The organism is Actinoplanes xinjiangensis, from assembly GCF_003148685.1.
Taxonomy (GTDB): Bacteria; Actinomycetota; Actinomycetes; order Mycobacteriales; family Micromonosporaceae; genus Actinoplanes; species Actinoplanes xinjiangensis.
The window spans coordinates 149403-172823 of sequence record NZ_QGGR01000018.1 but is presented as its reverse complement, the minus strand read 5'-3'; the positions used below and the strand labels follow the sequence as shown (position 1 = coordinate 172823).

Genomic DNA, 23421 nt, shown 5'->3' with positions numbered 1-23421 from the left:
CCGATATCGCCGCCGACGCCAGGAACAAGCTCGAGCCTGTCACTACCGCAAACGACTCGAACCGCCGTAAGCAACGACATCGGGTTGCAGTACTAGCAGGAGGAACGGGACGGCGGAAGAGACGGCGGCGAGAGGCCGCGGCCGAACCGGGACGGGCCAACGCCACGGTCACTGCCTGCCAAGACAGCTCGCACCCGAAAGCAGCGCCACGGCCGCGACCAGTCAAGACGGCTGGACCGGGAAAGCAGCGCCACAGCCACGGCCAGCCAAGACCAGTCGGACCGAAAGCAGTGCTGCAGCCGTGACCGGTCCGGACCGGCCGGACCAGAAAGCAACGCCACAGCCGCGACCAGCCAAGACCGGCCGGACCAGAAAGCAACGCCACAGCCGCGACCAGCCAAGACCGGCCGGACCAGAAAGCAACGCCACAGCCACGGCCAGCCAAGACCGGCCCAACGTGAGACGGCGGCACGGCCGCGGCCCGGCAGGAATGGCAGGCCGCGGCCGCGGCACAGCCGGGGACAGCGACGCGGTAGGCGGAGCGGTAAGCGGAACTCAGCCGGGGACGGCGGCCACGAAGAGGCGTCCGGTGCCGGCCACCTTGATGGCGCCGGCCGAGGCCGGGACGTAGGCCGCGGTTCCGGGGCCGAGTTCGACCGGGGTGCCGTCGTCGCTCTGGCCGGCGAATACGGTGCCCTCCGTGCACAGGACGATGCGCGGCCCGTTCGCGGGCACCTCGACGGGCGGGCGGGTGCCGTCCAGGGCGATGCGGTAGAGGACGAAGTCGCCCACCGGCACGGTCCAGGTTTCCACGCCCGGCTCGACCGTGGTGGCGGGCAGCAGCGGGTCGTCGAGGATCTCGAACCGCAGCACCCGCATCAGCTCGTCCACGTCGACACGTTTGGGGGTGAGGCCGCCGCGGAGCACGTTGTCGCTGGCGGCCATCAGTTCGACGCCCAGGCCCCGGAGGTAGGCGTGCAGGTTGCCGGCCGGCATCCAGATGGCCTCGCCGGGCGCCAGGCGCACCAGGTTGAGCAGGAGGGCGACCAGCACCCCGGGGTCGCCGGGGTAGTGGCCGGCCAGATCGCCGGCGAGCGTGAACGAGTCGGCGTGCTCGTGATCGGCCGGCATCGCACGGGCGGCGGCGACCACCTCGTCGATCAGGGCGTCCCGGTCGTCGGCCGGCCAGGTGAGCAGCAGCCGGACCGCCTCGGCCAGGTCGCCGGCGCGCAGGGCGGTCACCACCGGCTCCAGCCGGGGCAGACCGAATGCGCCGATCACCGCGGCGGCCACGGCCGGGTCACGGAAGCCGCAGAGCGCCTCGAACGGTGTGAGCGCCACCAGCATCTCAGGCTTGTGGTGGGCGTCGGTGTAGTTCTTCGGGGCGGCCGGATCGGCCTCCTGCCGGGCGAACGCCACCTTGGCGTACTCGGCGTCGGGATGGGCCTGCAGGGACAGCGGGGCGCCGGCCGCGAGGACCTTCAGCAGGTACGGCAGACGGGCGCCGAAGGTCCGCACGACGTCGTCGCCGAGCTGCCCGGCCGGATCGGCGCCGATCAGCTGGATCAGGTCGACCGGCCCGTCCGGGCCCGGCACGGTGGAAGGGTCGCCGGGGTGCGCGCCGAGCCACAGTTCCGCCTCGGGACCGTCACTGGCGGGACGGCCCTGCAGGTCGGCGATCGCGGTCCGGGACCCCCAGGCATACGGCCGGATGACTCCGGTCAAGGGATACACGGTCATACCCGGCAAAGTAGCAGCTAACCGGCGCGATGTGGGGTCTCGCCGGTTACCGCCCGTACGTCAGAGCTCTTCGGGAAGTGGGTTGGCGAGTTCTTTCATCTCGCTGATCGCCGGGACCGCCATCGGGTCCAGGCCGTGCGCCAGGGCCAGATAGAGCGAGGCGTAGTCGGGCACCGCGACCAGCGAGGCCAGGCGCTCCAGGGTCGAGCCACCCTCGGCGGTGAGCACGTCACAGCGCACCCCGCGCCGGTCGGCGATGGTCTGGATGGCGTCGGCCCGCCGCTCCTCCACGGCCACCGGCTCGTCCGCGTCGTCCTCCGGGTTGAGGCCGCCGTCACGGAAGACCACGAGCCGCAGCCGGGTCAGCGTCTCGTCACGTTCGTCCGGGTCGGCGAAGATGTCCCGCGTCGTCTCGGCGAGACCACCGAAGACGCCGTCGAGCAGGCCCACCCGGCCCCGGCCGGCCTCGCCGAGCGCACCGGCCATCACCGGGTAGCGGGCGTTGGCGGCCAGCGTGTCGGCGAACCGGCGGGCCGCGACCGTGGCCAGCGGCGAGGAGCCCCAGACGATCGGCACCGAGCCGGCCAGCCCGAGAGCGAGTTCCTTGGCCGGGTTGACGAACGAGTCGGCACCGGGACGGCACCGCTCGGCGTCGGCGTCGAGCCGGGTGGCGGTCTCGGCGATGTCGGCCTCGGCGAGCTTGGCGATGCCCAGCGCCCGGCCGGCGAAGAGCACCGGGATGGTCAGGCCCCAGAGCGTCGCCCGGGCCGGGGCCCGGCGTGGCACGCCGATGAACGGGGCGCGGGCCCGCTCGGCCAGCGCCTCCAGGTCGGAGCCGGGATTGCCGATGGCGACCAGACGGGCGCCGCGACGGGCGGCGGCCTCGGCCGCGGCGAGTGCCTCCGGGCTACGGCCGGAGGCGGAGACCGCGATCACCACGTCGGCCGCGCCGACCCAGCCGGGCACGCCGGCGCTGCGGTGGCCGATGATCGGCACCGGGCAGCGTGGCCCGGCGACGGTGGACAGGATGCTGCCGGTCAGGCCGGCGGTGCCGATGCCGGCGACCACGACGGCGCGTGGCCGGCCCTCGTCGGCGAGCATCGTCAGGTCGACCTCGGCGGCCAGCGCGGCCGCCTCACGGACCTGCGCGCCCGCTGAGGCGGTGGCCCGCAGCATGCCGCCCGGGTCGTTGGCGAGCATCGACTTCTCGTCGTTGAGCAGCGATTCGTCGGCGACCCGGTGCCCGTTGACCCCGGCGGATCCACCCCGTGGGCCGGCCATCACTCCGACTCCTTGTCTGCCGAGTCCGAAGAGCCGACCCCAGCCGAAGAGCCGACCCCAGCCGAGGAACCAGCCGCGGCCGAGGATCCGGCCGCGGCAGGCGATCCGGCCCCAGCAGGCGAACCGCCCGCGGCAGGCGAACCGGCCGCAGCAGGCTGACCGGCCGCAGCAGGCGAACCGGGCGCAGCAGGCGAACCAGCGGCACCAGCCGCGGCGGCGGAGGCCGAGGCGACGGGAGCGGCCGGGGCCGGGTCGACGACGGCGGCCGGGGCCACCGACCCCGGCTCCCGCGCCTCGTCGAGGAGCAGGATCGGGATGTCGTCACGAATCTCGAAGATCCGGCCGCACTCGGTGCACGTCAGCGTCTGCGCGCCCGCGTCGTACTCGAGGGGCGCGTGATGGGTGTCCGGGCAGGCCAGAATCTCCAGCAACTGCTGATCGAGCGCCACCGAGCTACTCCTAATCGCCGCGAAAGAACTAGGTCGTGGCGATCCTATCCACGAACGATGGCCAGAACCTCGTCACGGAGCTTTGCCATCCGGTCCGCGTCGGGAGCCTCCACGTTGAGCCGCAGCAGCGGTTCCGTGTTGGACGCCCGCAGATTGAACCAGGCACCGTCGCCGACCTGGAACGTCATGCCGTCGAGATCGTCCACCGAGGCGTCCGGGAAGGCTGCCCGCACCTCGGCGATCTTGGCAGCCGAGTCGGCCACCGTGGAGTTGATCTCACCGGAGGCGACGTACCGCTCGTACTCGGCGGCGAACTCGGAGAGCGGCAGATCCTGGCCGCCGAGGGCCGCGAGCACGTGCATGGCGGCGAGCATGCCGGTGTCGGCGAACCAGAAGTCGCGGAAGTAGTAGTGCGCCGAGTGCTCGCCACCGAAGATCGCGTTGGTGGAGGCCATCTCGGCCTTGATGAACGAGTGGCCGACCCGGCTGCGGACCGGCTTCCCGCCGTTCTCCACGATGATCTCCGGCACCGCGGCCGAGGTGATCAGGTTGTGGATGATGGTGCTGCCCGGGAACTTGGCCAGCTCCCGGGACGCGACCAGACCGGTGATCGCGGACGGGGAGACCGGGTCGCCGTTCTCGTCGATGACGAAGCAGCGGTCGGCGTCGCCGTCGAAGGCCAGGCCGATGTCGGCGCCCTGCTCCCGGACCGCCTTCTGGAGGTCGACCAGGTTCTTCGGGTCGAGCGGGTTGGCCTCGTGGTTGGGGAACGACCCGTCCAGCTCGAAGAAGAGCGGCGCGATGGTCAGCGGCAGGGCGGGCAGCACCTGGTCGCCGAGGACGGCCGGGACGGTGTAGCCGCCCATGCCGTTGCCGGCGTCCACGATGACCTTGAGCGGCCGGATGCCGGAGAGGTCGACGAGCGACCGCAGGTGGGCCGCGTAGTCCTTGAGGACGTCGCGCTGCTCGACCCGGGCCGGGCCGTCGGCCTCCGCGTTCAGGTCGGCGAGCAGCTGCTGGGCGCGCTGCCGGACGACGACGAGGCCGCTGTCCTGGCCGACCGGGCGGGCGCCGGCGCGGCACAGCTTGATCCCGTTGTACTGCGCGGGGTTGTGGCTCGCGGTGAACATCGCGCCCGGCAGGTTCAGCGAACCGGAGGCGTAGTAGAGCTGGTCGGTCGAGGCCAGGCCGATGTTGATCACGGCGGCGCCGGCCGCGTTGGCCCCGTTGGCGAAGGCGGCGGCCAGGCTGGGACCGGACTCCCGCATGTCGTGGCCGATCACGATCTGGTCCGGCTCGTCGCCGGACTCGCGCAACATCTCGACGAACGCCGTGCCGATCGCCCGGGCCACCGTCTCGTTGAACTGGTCCGGGACGGTACCCCGCACGTCGTACGCCTTGATGATCTGCGACAGATCAGACACTGCTCACCCCTCAGGAAAGTCCCCTTTGGCCCCGAGGGTAGCGGAGTGCCTGGTACCCCCATGTTTTAACCGCACTGCCGGGCGATTAACTCAGAAGATCCCTGCAGGCACGGTCCGCAACCCTCGTGGTCTCCGGAAGCCGATAGTGCGGGGTCAGGCGGAGCGTCAGCTCACAGGCCCGGTCCAGGTCGATCCGGTGCCCGACGGAGACGAAGACCGGTTTCACCCCGGTCCGGGTGCGCAGCACGGCCCCGACCGTCTCCCCCGCGTCGACGAGCGCGGATCGCGCGCCCCGTGGTTCGCCGACCGGCTCCCAGTCTCCCACCAGCCGGGTCTTCCCGACGCCGAACGACGGGAGATCGGTGAGTACGCCGAGGTGGGCGGCGAGACCGAAGCGGCGCGGGTGGGCCAGACCGTGCCCGTCGCAGATCAGCACGTCGGGGCGGACGGTGAGCCGTTCGAGCGCGTCGAGCAGCGCCGGCACCTCCCGGAAGGCGAACAGGCCCGGGACGTACGGGAAGGCCGGCACCCCACGCACCACGGCGGTGTCGGCGATCGACAGGTCGGCGGTGTTGAGCACGACCACCGCGGCGGCGAGCCGGGAGTCGTCGTCGGAGTAGGCGACGTCCAGGCCGGCGACGGTGGCCGGCGTTTGCGGCCCCTCGGCGGGCACCACGCGGGAACGCAGGGCGTCCTGCACGGCAAAGGCTTCTTCTTCGGTACGGGGCCACGGCTGCACGGCCCGCAGCATAGGGACTGTTGTCACCAGCCGTGACGCCGGTCACGATGGGGGCTGGAGGTGCTGCCGGTGAACCCGTGGCTCGCGCTGTCCCCCGGAGACGACCCCGCCGAGCGGATCCGGCTGATCGGCCGCGCCCATGAGAGGTTCCTGGCCGGCGAGATGCGCCCGGATCGGATGCGGCAGGTGGTGGCCGACTCGTGGGCCCGCTCGGCCGCGTTCATCGGGGCGGACAGCACGGCGCCGATCGACCTGGCCGATGACGACCTGGAGGCGTACCGGTCGGCGCACCCGCTGGCCCGGGTGATGCCACTCTTCCGGGACCTGCTGGGCGGCCTGGCCGAGGACGGTGACCACATGATGGCGGTCTGCGACGCGCACGGCCGCCTGCTCTGGGTGGAGGGGCATCCGGCCACGCTGCGCAGTGCCGCGGCGATGAACTTCGTGCCGGGCGCCCGCTGGGACGAGGCGCACGCCGGGACGAACGCGCCGGGCACCGCGCTCGCCGTCGACCACGCACTGCAGATCTTCGCGACCGAGCACTTCAGCCATCCGGTGCAGCAGTGGACGTGCGCCGCGGCCCCGGTCCACGATCCGGGCTCCGGCCGGCTGCTCGGGGCGATCGACGTGACCGGCGGGGACCATCTGGCCAATCCGCACAGTCTCGCCCTGATCCGGGCCACGGCGCTCGCCGCCGAGGCGTACCTCCGTGATTTCGTGAAGGTGCCCCGGAGCCCGCAGGTCGCGGCACTCGGCCGGGACGAGGCCCTGCTCGCGGCCGGCAGCGGACGGTTGCGGATCAAACGGCGGCACTCGGAACTGCTGGTGCTGCTCACCGTGCACCCGGAGGGGCGCACCGGCGAGCAGCTGGCCGTCGATCTGTACGGCGACGACGTGAACCCGGTGACGGTCCGCGCCGAGTTGTCCCGCCTGCGCCGCATCCTGGGCCCGGAGCTGCTCGACTCCCGGCCGTACCGGCTGCGCGCCGACCTGACGACGGACTTCGGGGTGGTGGCGCGGCTGCTGGACGCGGGGCGGACGGCCGAGGCCGTGGACGCGTACCCCGGCCCGTTGTTGCCCGCCTCGGACGCGCCGGGGATCGTGCGCCTGCGCCGGCTGCTGGACGACCGGCTGCGCGCCGCGATCCTGGAGGCCGGTGACCGGCGGCTGCTCCAGACCTGGCTGAACAGCTCGTGGGGCAGTGACGACCTGGACCTCTGGGAGGCCTACGTGGCCCTGGCGCCGGCCGACCCGGTCGCCGCCCGCCGGGTCGCCGCTCTGACCCGTGAATACGCGTGCAACGTTGCTGCAACGTAGCCGTAACTAAGGTCCGCCTCGAATGAGGAGGTGCGAGACCGTGACCATCTACACCCCGCCCGGTTCCGAAGGCTCGATCGTCAGCTACCAGTCCCGTTACGACCACTACATCGGTGGCGAGTACGTCCCGCCGGCCAAGGGGCAGTACTTCACCAACCCGTCCCCGGTGACCGGTCAGATCTTCACCGAGGTCGCCCGCGGCACCGCCGAGGACGTGGAGAAGGCCCTGGATGCGGCGCACGCCGCCGCTCCCGGCTGGGGCCGCACGTCGCCCACCGAGCGGGCCAACATCCTCAACCGGATCGCCGACCGGATGGAACAGAATCTCGAGAAGCTGGCCGTCGCCGAGGCCTGGGAGAACGGCAAGGCGGTACGGGAGACGCTGGCGGCCGACATCCCGCTCGCCATCGACCACTTCCGCTACTTCGCCGGCGCCATCCGCGCGCAGGAGGGCAGCGCGGGCGAGCTGGACTCCGACACCGTCGCCTACCACTTCCACGAGCCGCTCGGCGTGGTCGCGCAGATCATCCCGTGGAACTTCCCGATCCTGATGGCGGTCTGGAAGCTGGCGCCGGCCCTGGCCGCCGGCAACGCGGTCGTGCTGAAGCCGGCCGAACAGACCCCGGCCTCGATCCACTACCTGTTCTCGCTGATCGGCGACCTGATCCCGGCCGGCGTGGTGAACATCGTCAACGGCTTCGGCGTGGAGGCGGGCAAGCCGCTGGCCAGCTCCAGCCGGGTGGCCAAGGTCGCCTTCACCGGTGAGACCACCACCGGCCGCCTGATCATGCAGTACGCCTCGGAGAACCTGATCCCGGTCACCCTGGAACTCGGCGGCAAGAGCCCGAACATCTTCTTCGACGACGTCAGCCGGGCCGACGACGACTTCCTGGACAAGGCGCTCGAGGGTTTCGCGATGTTCGCGCTCAACCAGGGCGAGGTGTGCACCTGCCCGTCCCGCGCGCTGATCCAGCAGGGCCACTACTCGGACTTCCTGGCCGCCGGCGTGAAGCGGGTGGAGAACCTCAAGCAGGGCAACCCGCTGGACACCGACACCCAGGTCGGCGCGCAGGCCTCCAACGACCAGCTCGAGAAGATCCTCTCCTACCTGGACATCGGTCGGCAGGAGGGCGCCCGCACCCTGGTCGGCGGGGCGAAGGCGGAGATGCCGGGCGACCTGGCCGGCGGCTACTACGTGCAGCCGACGATCTTCGAGGGCCGCAACAACATGCGGATCTTCCAGGAGGAGATCTTCGGGCCGGTGGTCTCGGTCACGCCGTTCGGCGACTTCGACGACGCCATCAAAATCGCCAACGACACGCTGTACGGGCTGGGCGCCGGCGTCTGGACGCGGGACGGCAACCAGGCGTACCGGGCCGGACGGGCGATCAAGGCGGGCCGGGTGTGGACGAACTGCTACCACCTCTACCCGGCGCACGCGGCGTTCGGCGGCTACAAGCAGTCCGGCATCGGGCGGGAGAACCACCGGATGATGCTCGACCACTATCAGCAGACCAAGAATCTGCTGGTCAGCTACTCCCCCAAGGCCATGGGTTTCTTCTAGGTCATGAGGGTGACGAGGGTTGACGTGACTCCCGCGGCCGCCGACATGATGCGGCAGCTGCGGGAGCAGCACGGCCCGTTGATGTTCCACCAGTCCGGCGGCTGCTGCGACGGCAGTTCGCCGATGTGTTATCTGGAGGGCGAGTTCCGTACCGGCGGCTCGGACGTGCTCCTGGAATCTCTGGCGATCGAGGGGGTGCCGGAGCCCATCACGTTCTGGATGTCGGCGAGTCAGTTCGAACTCTGGAAGCACACACATCTCACGGTGGACGTGGTCCCCGGCCGTGGCTCCGGCTTCTCGCTGGAGGCGCCCGAGGGCGTCCGGTTCCTCATCCGCTCCCGTCTGCTCACCACTCAGGAGCTGGCGGAACTGGGCTAATCCGTTCGTGGGCGGGCGCCCTCGGGCCCCGCCCACCAGTCGGGTAGACAATCGAGACATTTACCACCCTGACCAACCCCATCGGTGATCCGCGATAGATCTGCGGCGAAAATCGACGCATTACCGGATTCGCGCCAAAGGACCACACGTACTTGGCGGCCGGCGGCGATTCGAGGCATCGTCGGCTGTCGCACATCGACCTGGGGAGGTCTTCTTGATTCGGCTGTCGCACACCCGAAAAGCCTTCGCGATCAGCGTTGCGCTGATCATGACCGGGCTCGTCGGCCAGGCGACCGCGGCGACCACGACCGCCCAGCCGTCGCCCAGCATCACCGCGCCCAGCCCGTCACCGTCACCCTCCGCGGAGACACCGGCAGCGGCGGACGAACCGGCGCCGAAGCCCTCGAAGAAACGCACCGAGAGCGTCCCGATCGTCAAGCCGAAGGGTAAGACCGGGCCCGCCGGCAGCCTTCTGACGACCGGGTCCAAGGGTGTCGCCCTCACCTTCGACGACGGGCCCGACCCGGACCTCACGCCGAAACTGCTGAAGCTCCTCGCCAGGGAGAAGGTGAAGGCCACCTTCTGCCTGGTCGGCACCCAGGCACGCCGCCACCCGGACCTGGTGCGCGCGATCGCCAAGGGCGGCCACAGCTTCTGCAACCACTCGTGGAACCACGATCTGAAACTCGGCAAGCGCGCACACCACGCCATCCGCGCGGACCTGGAGCGCGCCAACGCCGCGATCCGCGCCGCCGTCCCGGACGCCAAGATCCGCTACATGCGCGCGCCCGGTGGCAACTTCACTCCGGCGCTGGTCAAGATCTCCGCCGAGATGGGCATGCACTCGATCTACTGGAAGGTCGACCCGCGCGACTGGGAGCAGCAGGAGACCGAGTCGCAGAACTCCCACCGCGACAAGATCATCAGGTCGGTGAAGAGGCACACCCGGCCGGGCTCGATCGTGCTCTCCCACGACTACGCACAGCCCGCCACCATCGACGCGTACCGCACCCTGCTCCCCTGGCTCCGCAAGCGTTTCCACCTGGTCGCCCTGACCTGACACGCCACCGCCCCGGCCGCCAGGCCCGGCGCTGGGCAGGCCGCCGCGCCGGGCAGGTGCGGCTGGCCGTCACCGCTGTCTCACCGCGGCTGAGACAGCGGTGGGAACCAGCCGGGCGGCGGGCAGGTGTGGCTGGTCGTCACCGCTGTCTCACGGCTGTTGAGACAGCGGTGGGAGCCAGCCGGAGTTTCGGCGAGGGGACGCTTCGCCCGTGCGGCGCGCTGGCGGGCGGGAGGGGGCGGCTACGTCGCGGGGTAGTTCGGGACGGGCCGGATGCGGTTGAGGGCGGGGTGACCCGTACCACATCGGGGTGACGTCAGTGGGAGGGCGGGATCACCCGGAGATGCCCGCGGCGGCCGGTCTGGTGGCCCGGGGTGTGGTCGTTGTCGTCCGGGCGCGCAGTGAGCGGACGAGCGGCCTCACGGACGGCCTCGGCGAGGGCCACCAGGTCGTCGGTGGTGGGGGGCGGGGGCGCGAAATCGCCGTCGTGCCGGACGAGTTCCCAGCCTCGGGGGGCGGTGAGGCTTCGGGCGTGCGGCTCGCACAGGTCGTACGTGTGGGGTTCGGCGAAGGCCGCGAGAGGGCCCACGACGGCCGTGGAATCGCCGTAGACGTAGGTCAGGGTGGCGACCGCCTGTCGGGGACAGCCGTTCCGGGAGCAGCGCCGTGGTGACCTCACGGCGGCAACTTATCTCCCCGTTCGCGATTCTGGGTCGTGTTGCCGCGCGACACGCCGACCGGGGCGCATCACGATTCGGCGATGGTCGTTGTACACGCCGACCCGATGGGGCGAATTAACGGCGCGGACACACGATGCGAACGGGCTGACCACGTACCTCGCCCGAGTGGGGATACGCTGGCCGCGTGACCACCAGCCCCGAACGCCGCCGGACGGACGGTAAGGCGACGCGCAGCACCGGTCCGGGCCACCCCGCACGACGGGACCGGCACGGACGAGGCCTGCGTGGCCGCCTGGTGCCGGCGACCGTGCCGCTGGCCCGCACGAAGGCGGAGATCTTCGACGACCTGGTGCTGGACACCGTGGAGAGCCTGGAGCGCCGCTACGCCAAGGAGCTGGCCGGCGTGGAGTTCGCGGTCGAGGACGTGCCCCCGGAGCTGAACGTCTACGACTCCGACGTGCTCGAGGACGGCGAGGTGCCCCTGGCCCGGCTGCTGCCGGGCCGTCCGGGGCGGCATGAGCTGCCACCACGGATCGTGCTCTACCGGCGCCCGCTGGAGTTCCGGGCGATGGACCGGGAAGACCTCGCCGACCTCGTCCACGATGTGATCATCGAGCAGGTTGCCAACCTGCTCGGGGTGGATCCCGACGAGTTGGCTTAGGCCACGCGCCGTTTCAACTTGCGACGTTCACGTTCGGACAGTCCACCCCAGATCCCGAAACGCTCGTCGTGACCGAGCGCGTACTCCAAGCACTCGGCTTTCACATCACAGCGGCCGCAGATGCGCTTGGCCTCGCGCGTCGAGCCGCCCTTCTCAGGGAAGAAAGCCTCGGGATCGGTCTGTGAACACAGCGCCCGCTCCTGCCACTCGGGCGCGTCCCCGAGCAGGTCTACCCCTTCAACCTGCGTCGCTTCCATCGGCGTGCCTCCAAATTCCGCGCCGGCATGAAGCCAGCGCTGACCCCCCACGCACGCGGCGTGTTTTTGTGGGTACGACGCCTTTGTGCCACATCGTCCCCACAACCCCACCAAAATTACACGCGTGTAAGACGTGCGTCGTCAAGCCGAACCTGCTAAATAGGCCCGTTTCCGCACCGCTGGTGAGCGGATCACAGGCCTGTTCCAGCCCTATCGCTCCAAGCCGCCGGAAGGTAACGCGGAGCTAGGCCGTCGCGTCCAATTTAACCCGTTTTGTGACTTAGGTGCAGCGGGTCCCCCGACCCGGGTCCGCCGAATGGATCATGCCCCCGGAAACATCCCCCCAACCCGGCGCCGGCCCGGAGGCCCGCGCCGGGTCGAGAACATTCACCTGCGTCCGTACACCGTGGTGCGTTCCACCGCCGGACGGCCCGCGGCGGCCGCCAGCTCCTTCAGCTCGGCGACCGTCCTGGCAGAACCGTGCTCGGAACCGGCCATCCTCGAGATCGTCTCCTCCATGAGAGTGCCCCCCAGGTCATTACAACCGCCGTTGAGCATCACGCGGGTACCCTCATCGCCGAGTTTCACCCAGGAGCACTGAATATTGTTGATCCGGCCGTGCAGCAGCACCCGGGCCATCGCGTGCACGACCCGGTTCTCCCTCCAGGTCGGACCGGGACGGGCGATGCCGGCCAGATAGATCGGCGCGTTCGTGTGAATGAACGGGAGCGCCACGAACTCGGTGAAGCCGCCGGTGACATCCTGGATACCGGCGAGCACCCGGAAGTGGCCCAGCCACTGGCGCGGGTGGTCGACGTGGCCGTACATCATGGTCGAGCTGGAACGGATACCCACCTGGTGTGCGGTGGTCACCACGTCGACCCAGGCCGACGTGGGCAGCTTGCCCTTGGTCAGCACCCAGCGCACGTCGTCGTCGAGGATCTCGGCGGCCGTACCCGGGATGGTGCCGAGACCGGCCTCCTTCAGCTCGGTCAGCCACTCCCGCAGCGACACCCCGGCCTTCGCCGAGGCGGTCACGATCTCCATCGGGGAGTACGCGTGCACGTGCATCCCCGGCACCCGCTGCTTGACCGCGCGAACCAGGTCGGCGTACGCGGTGACCGGCATCTTGGGGTCGATGCCGCCCTGCATGCACACCTCGGACGCGCCGTCCCGCCACGCCTCCTCGGCCCGGTCGGCGACCTGCTCCACGGACAGCCGGTACGCGTCGGCGTCCTTCTCACGCTGGGCGAACGCACAGAACCGGCAGCCGACGTAACAGACGTTGGAGAAGTTGATGTTGCGGTTCACCACGTACGTGATGTCGTCGCCGTTGACCGATCTCCGCAGATCGTCGGCGATCCGGGCCAGCTCGTCGAGAGCTGTGCCGTCGGCGTTGAACAACGCCATCGCCTTGTCCTCGTTCTTCTCCAGGAGCAGGGCCCCCGGGTCCTCCGAGGCCAGCTTGAGAGCCGCCAGCACGTCGGTCGGCATGCTCACCGGGGCGCTCTTGAGGTGCGCGGCCACCTCGTCCCAGTCGCCGTAGACGTGGTCGAAGTCGGAGCGACGGTCCTCGGAGCGGCCGTCGGTGTCGATGCTCTTGAAGAGGTCGGTGCGGCCCCCGCCGAACGCGTCGTCGGGCTCCTGCCACGGCAGACCCGCCGGCTTCACGTCCGCCCCGAGCCCGTCCTCGGTGGCGAGCGCGGCGACGTGCGACTTCAGCCGCGGATCCAGCCAGCCCTCGTCGCCCCGGCGGACATACTCCGGGTAGATGGTGAGCCGCTCCCGCAACGTGAAGCCGGACTTCTCCGTCTTCTCGGCGAGAAGGTCGATCTGCGGCCACGGACGCTCCGGATTCACATGATCGGGCGTCACCGGGGAGACACCGCCCCAGTCGTCGATCCCCGCTTGCAGCAGCAGCCCGAACTCGTCGTCGATCAGGTTCGGCGGGGCCTGGATCCGGGCTCGCGGTCCCATGATGACCCGCGCCACCGCCACCGTGGCGGCCAGCTCGCGCAGCTCCGCGTCGGGCATCCCGCGCATCGCCGTGTCCGGCTTGGCGCGGAAATTCTGCACGATGACCTCTTGGATGTGCCCGAACTCACGCGACACCCGCCGGATCGCGAACAGCGACTCGACCCGCTCGGTCAGGTTCTCCCCGATCCCGATCAGGATGCCGGTGGTGAACGGCACACCGACCCGGCCGGCGTCGTCGAGCACCCGCAGACGGACCGCGGGCTCCTTGTCCGGCGAGCCGTAGTGCGGGCCGCCCTTCTCCGACCACAGCCGGGTGGCGGTGGTCTCCAGCATCATGCCCATGCTCGGCGCGACCGGCTTGAGCCGCTGCAACTCGGCCCAGCTCATCACCCCGGGATTGAGGTGCGGGAGCAGGCCGGTCTCCTCCAGCACGGCGATGGCACAGGCCCGCACGTAGTCGAGAGTCGAGTCGTAGCCCCGCTCGTCGAGCCACTGCCGGGCCGCCGGCCACCGCTCCTCGGGCCGGTCGCCGAGGGTGAACAGCGCCTCCTTGCAGCCCTGCGCCGCGCCCTGCCGGGCGATCTCGAGGACCTCGTCGCGCTCCAGGAACGGGGCCGGCAGCTTGTGCGGCACGGTGGCGAACGTGCAGTAGTGGCACCGGTCCCGACAGAGCCGGGTCAAAGGGATGAAGACCTTGCGGGAGTACGTGACGACGCCCGGCCGCCCGGCCTCGCGCAGACCGGCGTCCCGGATGCCACCGGCGATCGCCAGCAGCTCGTCGAACTGTTCGCCACGGGCCGTGAGCAGCGCCACCGCCTCATCGACGTCGATCGCTTTACCGTCGGCGGCGCGGCGCAATGCGCGGCGGATGCTCGCCTCGGTCGGTACGGGTTCCACGTTGACCTCTACCACGCAAAGCAGCCTAGGCCCGATTCGTTTCGGCTGCCGCTGTGCTCACCGGCCCGGAACGTGTCCTGGGACACGATCCGGGCCCGTCTGGCCGTTATCGGGCTCTTCCGCCGGCCCTGATACGGGGGTGGCCGGGTCTCACTGGCGGGGCGGGTCCTCGGCGGCCGGGCCGAAGCCGGGACGGTCATCGGGCAGCACGGCGGTGCGGTCGGACGCCGGCGGTGCGGACGGGACCGGCGGGGCGGGCGGCGGCACCGGCTGGGTGGGCTCGGCGTAGGGCGGAGGCGGCGATGCGGCACCCCACACGGGCGGCTGCACGGCCGGGTACTGCCCGTAGGTCGCCGGCGGCACGCTGAACGGCTGCGTGGCGACCGGCGGCGGGGTGGGGGTACCCGGCGGGACCGGACCGGGGGCGGCGCCGCCGTAGGGCTGCTGACCGGGCGCGGCGTACGGCGGCTGCTGACCGGGGGCGGGAGCGCCGTACGGCGGCTGCGGGCCGTAGCCGGGCGGCGGGCCGTACTGCTGCGGCTGGTGCTGGTACGGCTGGCCGTAGACGCCCGGCTGCGGCTTGACCGTCGGGTAGAAGCCGAGCCAGATCTGGAGGATCGCGTAACCGGCCATCCCGAGCACCGCGAGCCACGCGACCCGGACCAGCAGCGCGTTGAAGGCTGACGCGGCGTCCTGGGCGGCGATCCCGCTCACCCCGAAGAGCAGTCCGAAGATCACCCCGAAGAAGGACGCCACCGCGTACTCCCCGAGGGCCAGCATGGTGATCAACCGCGCTTTCGGGTGGACCGGCTTGACACCCAGCGACAGCAGCACGGCGGCGAGCGGGAAGAAGATCGTCTCGAGGTTCACGAAGGCGCCGAAGCTGTACTGGGTCCGCGCGGTGAAGTCGCCCCCGAACAGGCTGATCACGGCGACGAACAGGAACACGGCCGGCGCCGCGATCAGGGCCCAGACGGCCAGGTCGCGCAGGGGCCGCAGATACTGCCCGATGGTCTTCTCGGCGGCCGGATCCGGCTGCGGTGATGTCGTCACAGTTGCTCCCGGTGCGGTTGGTCGAGGTCGGCACAGAGTAAACCGATACCCGCCGCCCGAGGCGACGGCGCGGGTGCGCGAGGATGGGGTCATGCGGATCGTGGTCCTGACCGGGGGCATCGGCGGTGCCCGTTTCCTTCTCGGCGTGCGTGCTCACGCCCGAGCCGTCGGCGCGGAGGTGACGGCGGTCGTCAATGTCGGCGATGACGTGCGCATGCACGGCCTCCAGATCTGCCCCGACCTGGACTCCGTCATGTATACGTTGGGCGGCGCCGCCGACCCCGAGCGCGGCTGGGGCCGGGTCGGCGAGACCTGGGTGGTCAAGGACGAGCTGGCGAAGTACGGGGTGGAGCCGTCCTGGTTCGGTCTCGGCGACAAGGACACCGCCACCCACCTGGTGCGCACCACCATGCTGAACGCAGGCTATCCGCTCTCCGCGGTCACCGCGGCCCTCTGCGAGCGCTGGCAGCCCGGCATCACCCTGCTCCCGGCCACCGACGACCGCCTGGAGACCCACGTGGTCGTGGACGTCGACGGCGAGCGCAAGGCGATCCACTTCCAGGAGTGGTGGGTCCGCCACCGCGGCGACGTGCCGACGCACAACTTCGTCTTCCGTGGCGCCGACGCCGCGAAACCGGCCGCCGGCGTCCTGGACGCGATCGCGGCAGCCGATGTGATCCTGGTCGCCCCGAGCAATCCGGTGGTCAGCATCGCCCCGATCCTGGCCGTGCCCGCGCTCAAGGAGGCCGTGGCGAACGCTGCGGCACCGGTGGTGGGCGTGTCCCCGATCATCGGCGGCTCCCCGGTCCGCGGGATGGCCGACAAGTGCCTGGCCACCCTGGAGGTCGAGGTCAGCGCGGCCGGAGTCGGCCGGATGTATGGCCCACGCGCCGACGGCGGCCTGCTGGACGGCTGGCTGGTCGACACCTCCGACGAGGACGCCCGGGTGCCCGGCGTGCGGACCCGTGCGGTGCCGCTGTGGATGCGCGACGAGGACGCCACCGCCCGGATGGTCGCCGACGCGCTGGAGCTGGCCCGATGACCGACGGCACGGCCGGCGACCGCGCTTCCGCCGGCCCGGCCGGCGGCTCTTCCGGTGGCCCGGCCGGCGGCCTGGAGATCCTGCCGGTCCGCGGGATCGGTGACGTGACGGCCGGTGACGACCTGGCCCAGCTGATCGTCGGCGCGGCGCCGTGGATCACCGACGGCGACGTCCTCGTGGTGACCAGCAAGATCGTGTCCAAGGCGGAGGGCCGCCTGGTCGAGGTCCCGGCGGACGGGCCGGAGCGCGAGGAGGCCCGGCAGCGGGTGCTCGACGGCGAGACCGCCCGGGTGGTGGCCCGCCGCGGCCCCACCTCGATCGTGCAGACCCACCACGGTTTCGTGATGGCGGCCGCCGGCATCGACGCGTCGAACGTGGACAAGACCCATCTCGTACTGCTTCCCGAGGATCCGGACGCGTCGGCCCGCCGGTTGCGCGCCGATCTGCTGGCCCGTGGGCTCGACGTGGTGATCGTCGTCTCCGACACGATGGGCCGGGCGTGGCGCAACGGCCTGACCGACGTGGCGCTGGGCGCGGCCGGGATCGAGGCGCTGCTCGACCATCGGGGACAGGTCGATCCGTACGGTAACGAGCTGTCCCTGACCCAGATGGCGGTGGTCGACGAGCTGGCGGCCGCGGCCGAACTGGTCAAGGGCAAGTGTGACCGGGTGCCGGTGGCCGTGGTCCGGGGCTACCCGCGGTCCGGTGAGGGCTCCGGGGCGGCCGTCCTGATCCGTGACGCCGAGAGCGACATGTTCAGCCTCGGCACCGCCGAGGCCCGCGCCGAAGGCCTCCGGGCCGCCGCCGCCCTCCCCGGCCCGCCGCTCGCCGGGACCGTGCCCCCGGCGCCCCGGTCCGGGGTGGCCGCTGCCGCACCGGCCGTTGATCCGGCCGCCGTCGCCCGCGCTCTCCGGACGACCGACGGAGTGCTGGTGTCGAGTCTGCGGGTGGGCGACGGCATCCGGCTCACGCCCGCCGGTGACGGAGCGGCCGCGCTGATCCGCACCGGCGCCGATGCCCATCGGGTGCGGGCCGCCCTAGCCGCGGAGGGCATCGGGACCACCGTCGTCGTCGACGACGAGGGCGTGACCCTCACCTACGGAGCACCGCGATGACCGCCCTCTACGAGAACGCCGTCGACGTCCTGAGTACCTGGACGGCCACCTCCGACCACGCCGAACTGGCCCGCAAGCGCACGCTGGACCTGCTCGCCGACGGCCCGGCGGCGATGACCCGTGCCCACCGGGCCGGTCACGTGACGGCCAGCGCCCTGATCGTCGGCGAGGACAGCCGGATCCTGCTCTGCCTGCACGGCCGGCTCAACCTGTGGATGCAGCTGGGCGGGCACTGCGAGGAGGGCGACACGACGCTGGCCGCGGCCGCCTTCCGGGAGGCGACCGAGGAGTCCGGCATCTCCGGCCTGATCCTCGACACGACGCCGATCGACATCGACGTCCACGAGGTCCGGTGCGGCCCGCGGGACGGCGCTCCGGCCGAGCCGTCGGTCCACTACGACGTGCGGTTCCTGCTGCGGGCCCCGGCCGGCAGCGTGGAGCGGATCAGCGAGGAGTCCTCGGACCTGCGATGGTTCCGGCCGGACGCGCTGCCGTCACCCCTGGCCTCCGGCACGGTCCAGCAGATCGCCCCGGCGCTGACGCGCCTTCGCTGACCTGCCCCGATCCTGTGAAGTCCGGTCGTACCGTCATCGCGGACTTCACAAGATCGAGGTACCGGCCCGCAGAACCGGACGGCCTCTAGATGTAGCCGTGCTGGCCGAGTTCCTTGAGGTGGTCGACGAGCTGCTTGACCTCCTGGGCACGCTCACGCGGGCAGACCAGGACGGCGTCCGGCGTGTCGACGATGATCAGGTCACGCACACCCATCGCGGCGACCAGACGGCCGGAGGACGGGACGACGACGAGGCCCTCGGTCTCGCGCAGCAGCACGGTGGGCCGCTCGCCGCCGGTGTCCTGGCCGACGACCACGTTGCCGGCCTGGTCGGCGGTGAGCACCTCGCCGAGGGTGTGGAAGTCGCCGACGTCGTTCCACCCGAAGTCGCCGGGCACGGTGCCGACCCGGCCGACCGCGGCCGCGCCCTCCATCACCGCGTAGTCGACGGAGATCTTCGGCAGCGTCGGCCAGACGTCACCCATGACCTCCTCCTGGTCGGCGGTCCCCCAGGCCGAGGCGATCCGGCTGACTCCGGCGGCGAGCTGCGGCTGCTGCCGGTGCAGCTCGGACAGGAAGGCGTCCACCCGCCAGACGAACATGCCGGCGTTCCACAGATAGTTGCCGGACTTCACGTAGCTCTCGGCCACGTCGTACGACGGCTTCTCCTTGAACTCCTCGACCTTCAGCAGCGGGCCGGCACCGACCGAGGCGCCGCACTGGAGGTAGCCGTACCCGGTCTCGGGCCTGGTCGGGGTGATCCCGAGGGTCATCAGCAGGCCCTGGCTCGCACCGGTCATCGCCTGGCGGATGACGGCGGCGAAAGCCTCCTTGTCGGCGATCAGGTGATCGGACGCGAAGGAGCCCATGATCGCCTCCGGGTTGCGCCGGGCGATCACCGCGGCCGCCAGGGCGATCGCCGCACACGAGTCCCGCGGGGACGGCTCGATGAGCACGTTCTCCTCGGGCATCGTCGCGAGCTGCCGGGACACCGCGGCGGCATGGGCCACGCCGGTCACCACGAAAACCCGATCGGGGGACGCGAGAGTGTCCAGCCGGTCGACCGTGGCCTGGAGAAGGGATGCCTCGGTGCCGGTCAGTGGATGCAGGAACTTGGGATGACCGGCGCGGGACAGTGGCCAGAGACGGGTTCCGGTGCCCCCGGCAAGAACCACTCCGTACAACACGGCCTGTTCGTCGCTCATGCGCGGAAAGTTTAGTTGATGATCAAGATGTAACCCGATTCCACGTTGTTACATGTACCTCCGCGCTGGATTCCCAGGTGAACTCTTTCGCCCGATCGAAGCCGGCCTTGGCCAGCGTGCCCCGGCGCTCCGCGTCGTGCAGCAGGTCCGCGAGGTCCTCGGCGATCCGTTCGGGCGCCTCGGTCGTGTAGGCGACGGCGTCACCGCCGACCTCGGGCAGGGACAGGCGGGGCGTGGTGAGCACCGGAGTGCCGCAGGCCATCGCCTCCAGGATCGGCAGCCCGAACCCCTCACCGAAGGACGGGTAGCAGGCCACCAGGGCGCCGCCGAGGAAGCCGGGCAGATCCGCATACCGCAGATAGCCTGGTCGCAGCAGCCGCAGGTGGGCCGGGACCTCGGCCACCGCGCGGTCGATGTCGTCGTCGTGGCCCTGACCGCCGGCGATCACCAGAGCCGGCGGGCGCGGCCAGTCGGCCACCGCCCGGGCCCAGCCCCGGATCAGGTTCGGCACGTTCTTGCGGGGCTCCTTGGCGCCGAGGAACGCCACGTAGCCGGAGTCGCCCAGACCGAGCCGGGCCCGGACCCGCGCCTTCTCGTCCTCACCCGGCGCGTGGAAGGCCGTTTGGTCGACGCCGTGATAGGCCACGTCGATCTTCGTCGGGTCGGCGTCGAGGAGGCGGATCAGCTCGTCGCGGGTGGCCTTGCTGGGCACGATCACCCGGGCGGCCCGGCGCAGTGACGTCTTGATGGCACTGCGGAAGAAGGTCCGCTTGGTGTTGTCGTAGTGCTCGGGCTCGGTGAAGAAGGTCGCGTCGTGCACCGTGACCGTCACCGGGCAGCCGGCCCGCAGCGGGCACGTGTAGAACGGCGCGTGCAGCACATCCGCGCCGACCTGCTGGGCGAGCAGCGGCAGTCCGGTCTGCTCCCAGGCCAGACGGGCCGGGCGGTGCACGATCGCCGCCGGACCGGGGATGACCTCGGCTCCGGGCAGCATGCGGCGGTAACGCTCCGCATCCGATCGTTGGGACACGACAGCCAGCTCGACGTGGCCGGGGCTCTGCTGCCCCAGCGCGCCGAGAAGCCCGTCGACGTATCTGCCGACTCCACCTCGGTCAGCGGGGACGCTGGTGGCGTCGACGAGCACTCGCGGGGGGCGACCGGGGGTCACGAGGCATCTCCTTGGCAGCTCTGACGTACCGATGCGGTGGTTCTGCCATACCTGTACGGCAGTGGGACCACCGACGGTTCGAGGGTACGCCGGGAAGGCTTCACGAAGGTGTCCGCGACACTGCCGATCGTTGCGGACCTTCCGAGGCCATTACTGTGCGTGATCCGCCTACGCTGTGAAGCGATGAACACGACGATCCCGCAGGTTTTCGCGAAGGCGGTCGGGCGGGACCCGGCCGCCCCGCTACTGACCTGGTATGACGATGCCACCGGCGACCGCACCGAGTTGTCCGGGACGACCCTGGACAACTGGGTGGCGAAGACCGCGAACCTGCTGGTCGACGGGGTCGGCCTGGGCCACGGTGACACCGTGGCCCTGCTGCTGCCGCCGCACTGGCAGACCGCCGCGCTGCTGCTCGGTGTGTCGGCCGCCGGGCTGGCCGCCGATCTGGGCGGCGATCCGCAACCGGTCGAGGCGCTCTTCACCACGCCGGAGCTGGTGGAGAGGGCGGCCGGCTGGTCCACCCTCGACCGCTACGCGACCGGCCTGCTCCCGCTGGCCATGCCACTGCGCACCCCGCCCGAGGGGTACGCCGACTACGTCACCGAGGTCCGCAACCACGGCGACCACTTCCGCGGCGAGCCGGTCGGGTCCGCCGACCGGGCACTGGCCGGGTACGTCGAGCTGAGCCACCACGACGTCATCGAGGCGGCCGTCGAGCGCGCCGCCGAGCTGGGCATCACGGCCGGCGCCCGGGTGCTGATCGACACCGCCTTCTATCCGGACGCGAACGACTGGCTGCTGGCCCCGCTGGTGGCCGGCGCCTCGATCGTGCTCTGCGCCAACCTGGACGAGTCGAAGACCGAGGCGCGGGCCGCCACCGAGAAGGTCACGCTGACCCTGATCTGACCCGTTCCGCATACAGCTCGGCGAACGCGGTGAGGGAGTCGGGGTTGGCCAGGGCGCCCTTGGCCGCGGCCGACTCCACCGGGGTGCCGGTGAGGATCCGCTTCACCGGCACCTCCAGCTTCTTGCCGGAGAGGGTGCGTGGCAGAGCGCGTACCTGATGGGCGGCGTCGGGCACGTGCCGGGGCGAGAGCGCGCCGCGGAGCTCTTTCGCAATGCGGGCGCGCAGCCCGTCGTCGAGGTCGGTGCCCTCGGTGAGCACCACGAAGAGCAGTAGCTCGCCGTTCGGGTCGTCAGGTTTGTCGAGGTGCACCACCAGCGAGTCGGCGACCTCCGGCAGCGCCTCGACCACCGAGTAGAACTCGGCCGTGCCGAGCCGCACACCGCCCCGGTTGAGGGTGGCGTCCGAGCGGCCGGTGATCACACAGCTGCCGTCGCGGCCGATGGTGATCCAGTCGCCGTGCCGCCACACACCGGGGAAGACGTCGAAGTAGGCCTCCCGGTAGCGGGAGCCGTCCCGGTCGTTCCAGAAGCCGACCGGCATGCTCGGCATCGGCGCGGTGATCACCAGTTCACCCAGTTCACCGACGACCGGCCGGCCCGCCGGGTCGTACGCCTCCACCCGCGCGCCCAGGGCACGGCAGCTGATCACGCCGGCCCGTACCGGCAGCAGCGGCACTCCTCCGACGAAGCCGGTGCACACGTCGGTGCCGCCGGACAGCGACACCAGGTGCAGGCCGGGGTCGACCGCCTCGTACACCCAGGCCCAGCCCTCCGGCGGCAGCGGCGCACCGGTCGAGCCGAGGCCCTTGAGCGCGACCCGCGGGGTGAGCCCGGCCTTGCGGCAGGCCAGCAGGTACGGGGCCGAGGTGCCGAAGTAGGTGATGCCGGCCGTGTCCACCAATTCCCACAGCATGTCCAGCGAGGGCCAGCCCGGATTGCCGTCGAAGAGCACGATCGCCGAGCCCACGGCCGGGCCGCTGGCCAGGTAGTTCCACATCATCCAGCCGGTGGTGGTGAACCAGAAGAACCGGTCGCCGGGCCCCAGGTCGTGGTGCAGCGCCAGGATCTTGAGGTGCTCCAGGAGGATGCCGCCGTGGCCGTGCACGATGGGTTTGGGCAGGCCGGTGGTGCCGGAGCTGTAGAGCACGTAGAGCGGCTGGTCGAACGGCACCGGCTCGAACTCCAGCGGATCGTCGCCGCCGAGATCGTCCCAGTCCCCGCCCGGGTTCAGGTAGCCGATGGTGACCACGTGCTCGATCGACGGGATCGCCTCCCGGATCGCCGCGATCTCGGCGCGCCGGTCGACGTCCTTGTCGCCGTAGCGGTACCCGTCGGTCGCGACCAGCACCTTCGGCTCGATCTGGATCCACCGGTCGATCACGCTGCGGGCGCCGAACTCCGGCGCGCACGACGAGAAGACCGCACCGAGGCTCGCCGAGGCGAGCATCAGCACGTAGGTCTCCGGGATGTTCGGCGCGTAGGCGGCGACCCGGTCACCCTTCCCGACCCCTCGGGCCTTCAGCCCGGCACGGACCCTCCGGACCTCTTCCCGCAGGCTGCGGGCGGTCAGGGTGACGGGTTCACGAGATTGGGAGTACGCGTGAACGACCGTCTCGTCGTCGGCGATGCCCGGCATGCGCAGCACGTTCTCGGCGTAGTTGAGCGTGGCTCCGGGGAACCAGCGCGCCCCCGGCATGCCCCCGGCCTCCAGCACGGCCGTCGCCGGCGCGTGCGACACCACCCCGGACCAGTCCCAGATGGACTGCCAGAAGGCGGGCAGATCGGTGACCGACCACTCCCACAGGGCCGCGTAGTCGGCGAAGACGAGTCCCCGCTCGGACTCCAGCCACGCCAGATAGTGCCCGATCCGGGACGTCTGCCGGATGTCCGCCGGCGGCTCCCACAACACTGTGCCCGGCGTCACCACACCTGTCGTCATCACCACACCTTAA

Annotated in this window: 20 protein-coding genes and 1 pseudogene; 9 read left to right on the top strand and 12 right to left on the bottom strand. The window is 71.1% G+C overall.

What is annotated here, in order from left to right:
• Window positions 1-555 precede the first annotated feature (555 nt).
• The 5 genes and pseudogenes from manA to nfi form a co-directional block, all read right to left on the bottom strand.
• The gene (gene manA / locus BC793_RS32930; protein ID WP_373871299.1) at window positions 556-1740 is read right to left on the bottom strand and encodes a mannose-6-phosphate isomerase, class I; all 1185 of its coding nucleotides are present in this window, start codon (window positions 1738-1740) and stop codon (window positions 556-558) included.
• 60 nt (window positions 1741-1800) lie between these two features.
• A complete protein-coding gene (locus tag BC793_RS32925; RefSeq protein ID WP_109599670.1) occupies window positions 1801-3021 on the bottom strand; it encodes an SIS domain-containing protein in 1221 nt (406 codons plus the stop codon).
• A gap of 287 nt (window positions 3022-3308) precedes the next feature.
• Window positions 3309-3470: pseudogene (locus BC793_RS32920) on the bottom strand (Trm112 family protein); the annotation flags it as partial.
• A gap of 44 nt (window positions 3471-3514) precedes the next feature.
• On the bottom strand, window positions 3515-4894 hold the full coding sequence (locus tag BC793_RS32915; RefSeq protein WP_109599668.1) for a phosphomannomutase/phosphoglucomutase: 1380 nt from the start codon (window positions 4892-4894) through the stop codon (window positions 3515-3517).
• A gap of 85 nt (window positions 4895-4979) precedes the next feature.
• Window positions 4980-5633, bottom strand: a complete 654-nt coding sequence (gene nfi / locus BC793_RS32910) for a deoxyribonuclease V (protein ID WP_239170539.1) — start codon at window positions 5631-5633, stop codon at window positions 4980-4982.
• 69 nt (window positions 5634-5702) lie between these two features.
• Here nfi and BC793_RS32905 point away from each other — a divergent pair, with 69 nt between their 5' ends.
• The 4 genes from BC793_RS32905 to BC793_RS32890 all read left to right on the top strand — a co-directional run bounded on the left by BC793_RS32905 (window position 5703) and on the right by BC793_RS32890 (window position 9952).
• A complete protein-coding gene (locus BC793_RS32905; RefSeq protein WP_109599701.1) occupies window positions 5703-6950 on the top strand; it encodes a GAF domain-containing protein in 1248 nt (415 codons plus the stop codon).
• Between the two features lie 40 nt (window positions 6951-6990).
• Window positions 6991-8514, top strand: a complete 1524-nt coding sequence (gene exaC, locus BC793_RS32900; protein ID WP_109599664.1) for an acetaldehyde dehydrogenase ExaC — start codon at window positions 6991-6993, stop codon at window positions 8512-8514.
• Window positions 8515-8559: 45 nt separating this feature from the next.
• Window positions 8560-8892 carry a DUF779 domain-containing protein gene (locus BC793_RS32895; protein WP_239170543.1) on the top strand — a complete coding sequence of 111 codons (333 nt, stop codon included), beginning with the start codon at window positions 8560-8562 and terminating at the stop codon, window positions 8890-8892.
• A 214-nt stretch (window positions 8893-9106) separates the two neighbouring features.
• Window positions 9107-9952, top strand: coding sequence for a polysaccharide deacetylase family protein (locus tag BC793_RS32890; RefSeq protein ID WP_239170538.1), 846 nt, complete (start codon window positions 9107-9109; stop codon window positions 9950-9952).
• A gap of 316 nt (window positions 9953-10268) precedes the next feature.
• Here the strand turns inward: BC793_RS32890 and BC793_RS32885 are convergent, their stop codons facing one another.
• Entirely contained in the window at window positions 10269-10631 is a 363-nt protein-coding gene (locus BC793_RS32885) for a DUF3499 domain-containing protein (protein ID WP_109599660.1), read from the bottom strand.
• 185 nt (window positions 10632-10816) lie between these two features.
• Here BC793_RS32885 and BC793_RS32880 point away from each other — a divergent pair, with 185 nt between their 5' ends.
• Window positions 10817-11293, top strand: a complete 477-nt coding sequence (locus BC793_RS32880) for a metallopeptidase family protein (RefSeq protein ID WP_109599658.1) — start codon at window positions 10817-10819, stop codon at window positions 11291-11293.
• Here BC793_RS32880 and BC793_RS32875 read toward each other — a convergent pair.
• From BC793_RS32875 to BC793_RS32865, 3 genes are all read right to left on the bottom strand, one after another.
• Window positions 11290-11550 carry a WhiB family transcriptional regulator gene (locus BC793_RS32875; RefSeq protein WP_093618567.1) on the bottom strand — a complete coding sequence of 87 codons (261 nt, stop codon included), beginning with the start codon at window positions 11548-11550 and terminating at the stop codon, window positions 11290-11292. The genes BC793_RS32880 and BC793_RS32875 overlap by 4 nt on opposite strands.
• A 387-nt stretch (window positions 11551-11937) precedes the next feature.
• Complete coding sequence (locus tag BC793_RS32870; RefSeq protein ID WP_239170537.1) at window positions 11938-14439, bottom strand: bifunctional FO biosynthesis protein CofGH; 2502 nt, start codon at window positions 14437-14439, stop codon at window positions 11938-11940.
• A gap of 135 nt (window positions 14440-14574) precedes the next feature.
• Window positions 14575-15477 carry a hypothetical protein gene (locus BC793_RS32865; RefSeq protein WP_109599656.1) on the bottom strand — a complete coding sequence of 301 codons (903 nt, stop codon included), beginning with the start codon at window positions 15475-15477 and terminating at the stop codon, window positions 14575-14577.
• A gap of 91 nt (window positions 15478-15568) precedes the next feature.
• Here BC793_RS32865 and cofD point away from each other — a divergent pair, with 91 nt between their 5' ends.
• The 3 genes from cofD to BC793_RS32850 are packed head-to-tail and all read left to right on the top strand — an operon-like array spanning window position 15569 to window position 18188.
• Complete coding sequence (cofD, locus tag BC793_RS32860; protein ID WP_109599695.1) at window positions 15569-16519, top strand: 2-phospho-L-lactate transferase; 951 nt, start codon at window positions 15569-15571, stop codon at window positions 16517-16519.
• Window positions 16516-17634, top strand: a complete 1119-nt coding sequence (locus BC793_RS32855; protein ID WP_109599654.1) for a coenzyme F420-0:L-glutamate ligase — start codon at window positions 16516-16518, stop codon at window positions 17632-17634. Before cofD ends, BC793_RS32855 begins: the two co-directional genes overlap by 4 nt.
• On the top strand, window positions 17631-18188 hold the full coding sequence (locus BC793_RS32850; RefSeq protein ID WP_109599652.1) for an NUDIX hydrolase: 558 nt from the start codon (window positions 17631-17633) through the stop codon (window positions 18186-18188). Before BC793_RS32855 ends, BC793_RS32850 begins: the two co-directional genes overlap by 4 nt.
• A gap of 85 nt (window positions 18189-18273) precedes the next feature.
• Here the strand turns inward: BC793_RS32850 and BC793_RS32845 are convergent, their stop codons facing one another.
• Together BC793_RS32845 and BC793_RS32840 are read right to left on the bottom strand one after the other, a co-directional pair.
• A complete protein-coding gene (locus BC793_RS32845; protein ID WP_373871297.1) occupies window positions 18274-19392 on the bottom strand; it encodes a mannose-1-phosphate guanylyltransferase in 1119 nt (372 codons plus the stop codon).
• A 22-nt stretch (window positions 19393-19414) separates the two neighbouring features.
• Window positions 19415-20560: a glycosyltransferase family 4 protein gene (locus BC793_RS32840; RefSeq protein ID WP_109599651.1), complete on the bottom strand. Its 1146-nt coding sequence runs from the start codon at window positions 20558-20560 to the stop codon at window positions 19415-19417.
• Between the two features lie 183 nt (window positions 20561-20743).
• On the opposite strand from BC793_RS32840, the gene BC793_RS32835 reads away from it, so the two are divergent.
• Window positions 20744-21469: a TIGR03089 family protein gene (locus tag BC793_RS32835; RefSeq protein WP_109599691.1), complete on the top strand. Its 726-nt coding sequence runs from the start codon at window positions 20744-20746 to the stop codon at window positions 21467-21469.
• On the opposite strand, the gene BC793_RS32830 is transcribed toward BC793_RS32835, so the two are convergent.
• The gene (locus tag BC793_RS32830) at window positions 21450-23408 is read right to left on the bottom strand and encodes an acetoacetate--CoA ligase (protein WP_109599689.1); all 1959 of its coding nucleotides are present in this window, start codon (window positions 23406-23408) and stop codon (window positions 21450-21452) included. The two genes, BC793_RS32835 and BC793_RS32830, sit on opposite strands and share 20 nt — an antisense overlap.
• Between the last annotated feature and the right edge of the window lie 13 nt (window positions 23409-23421).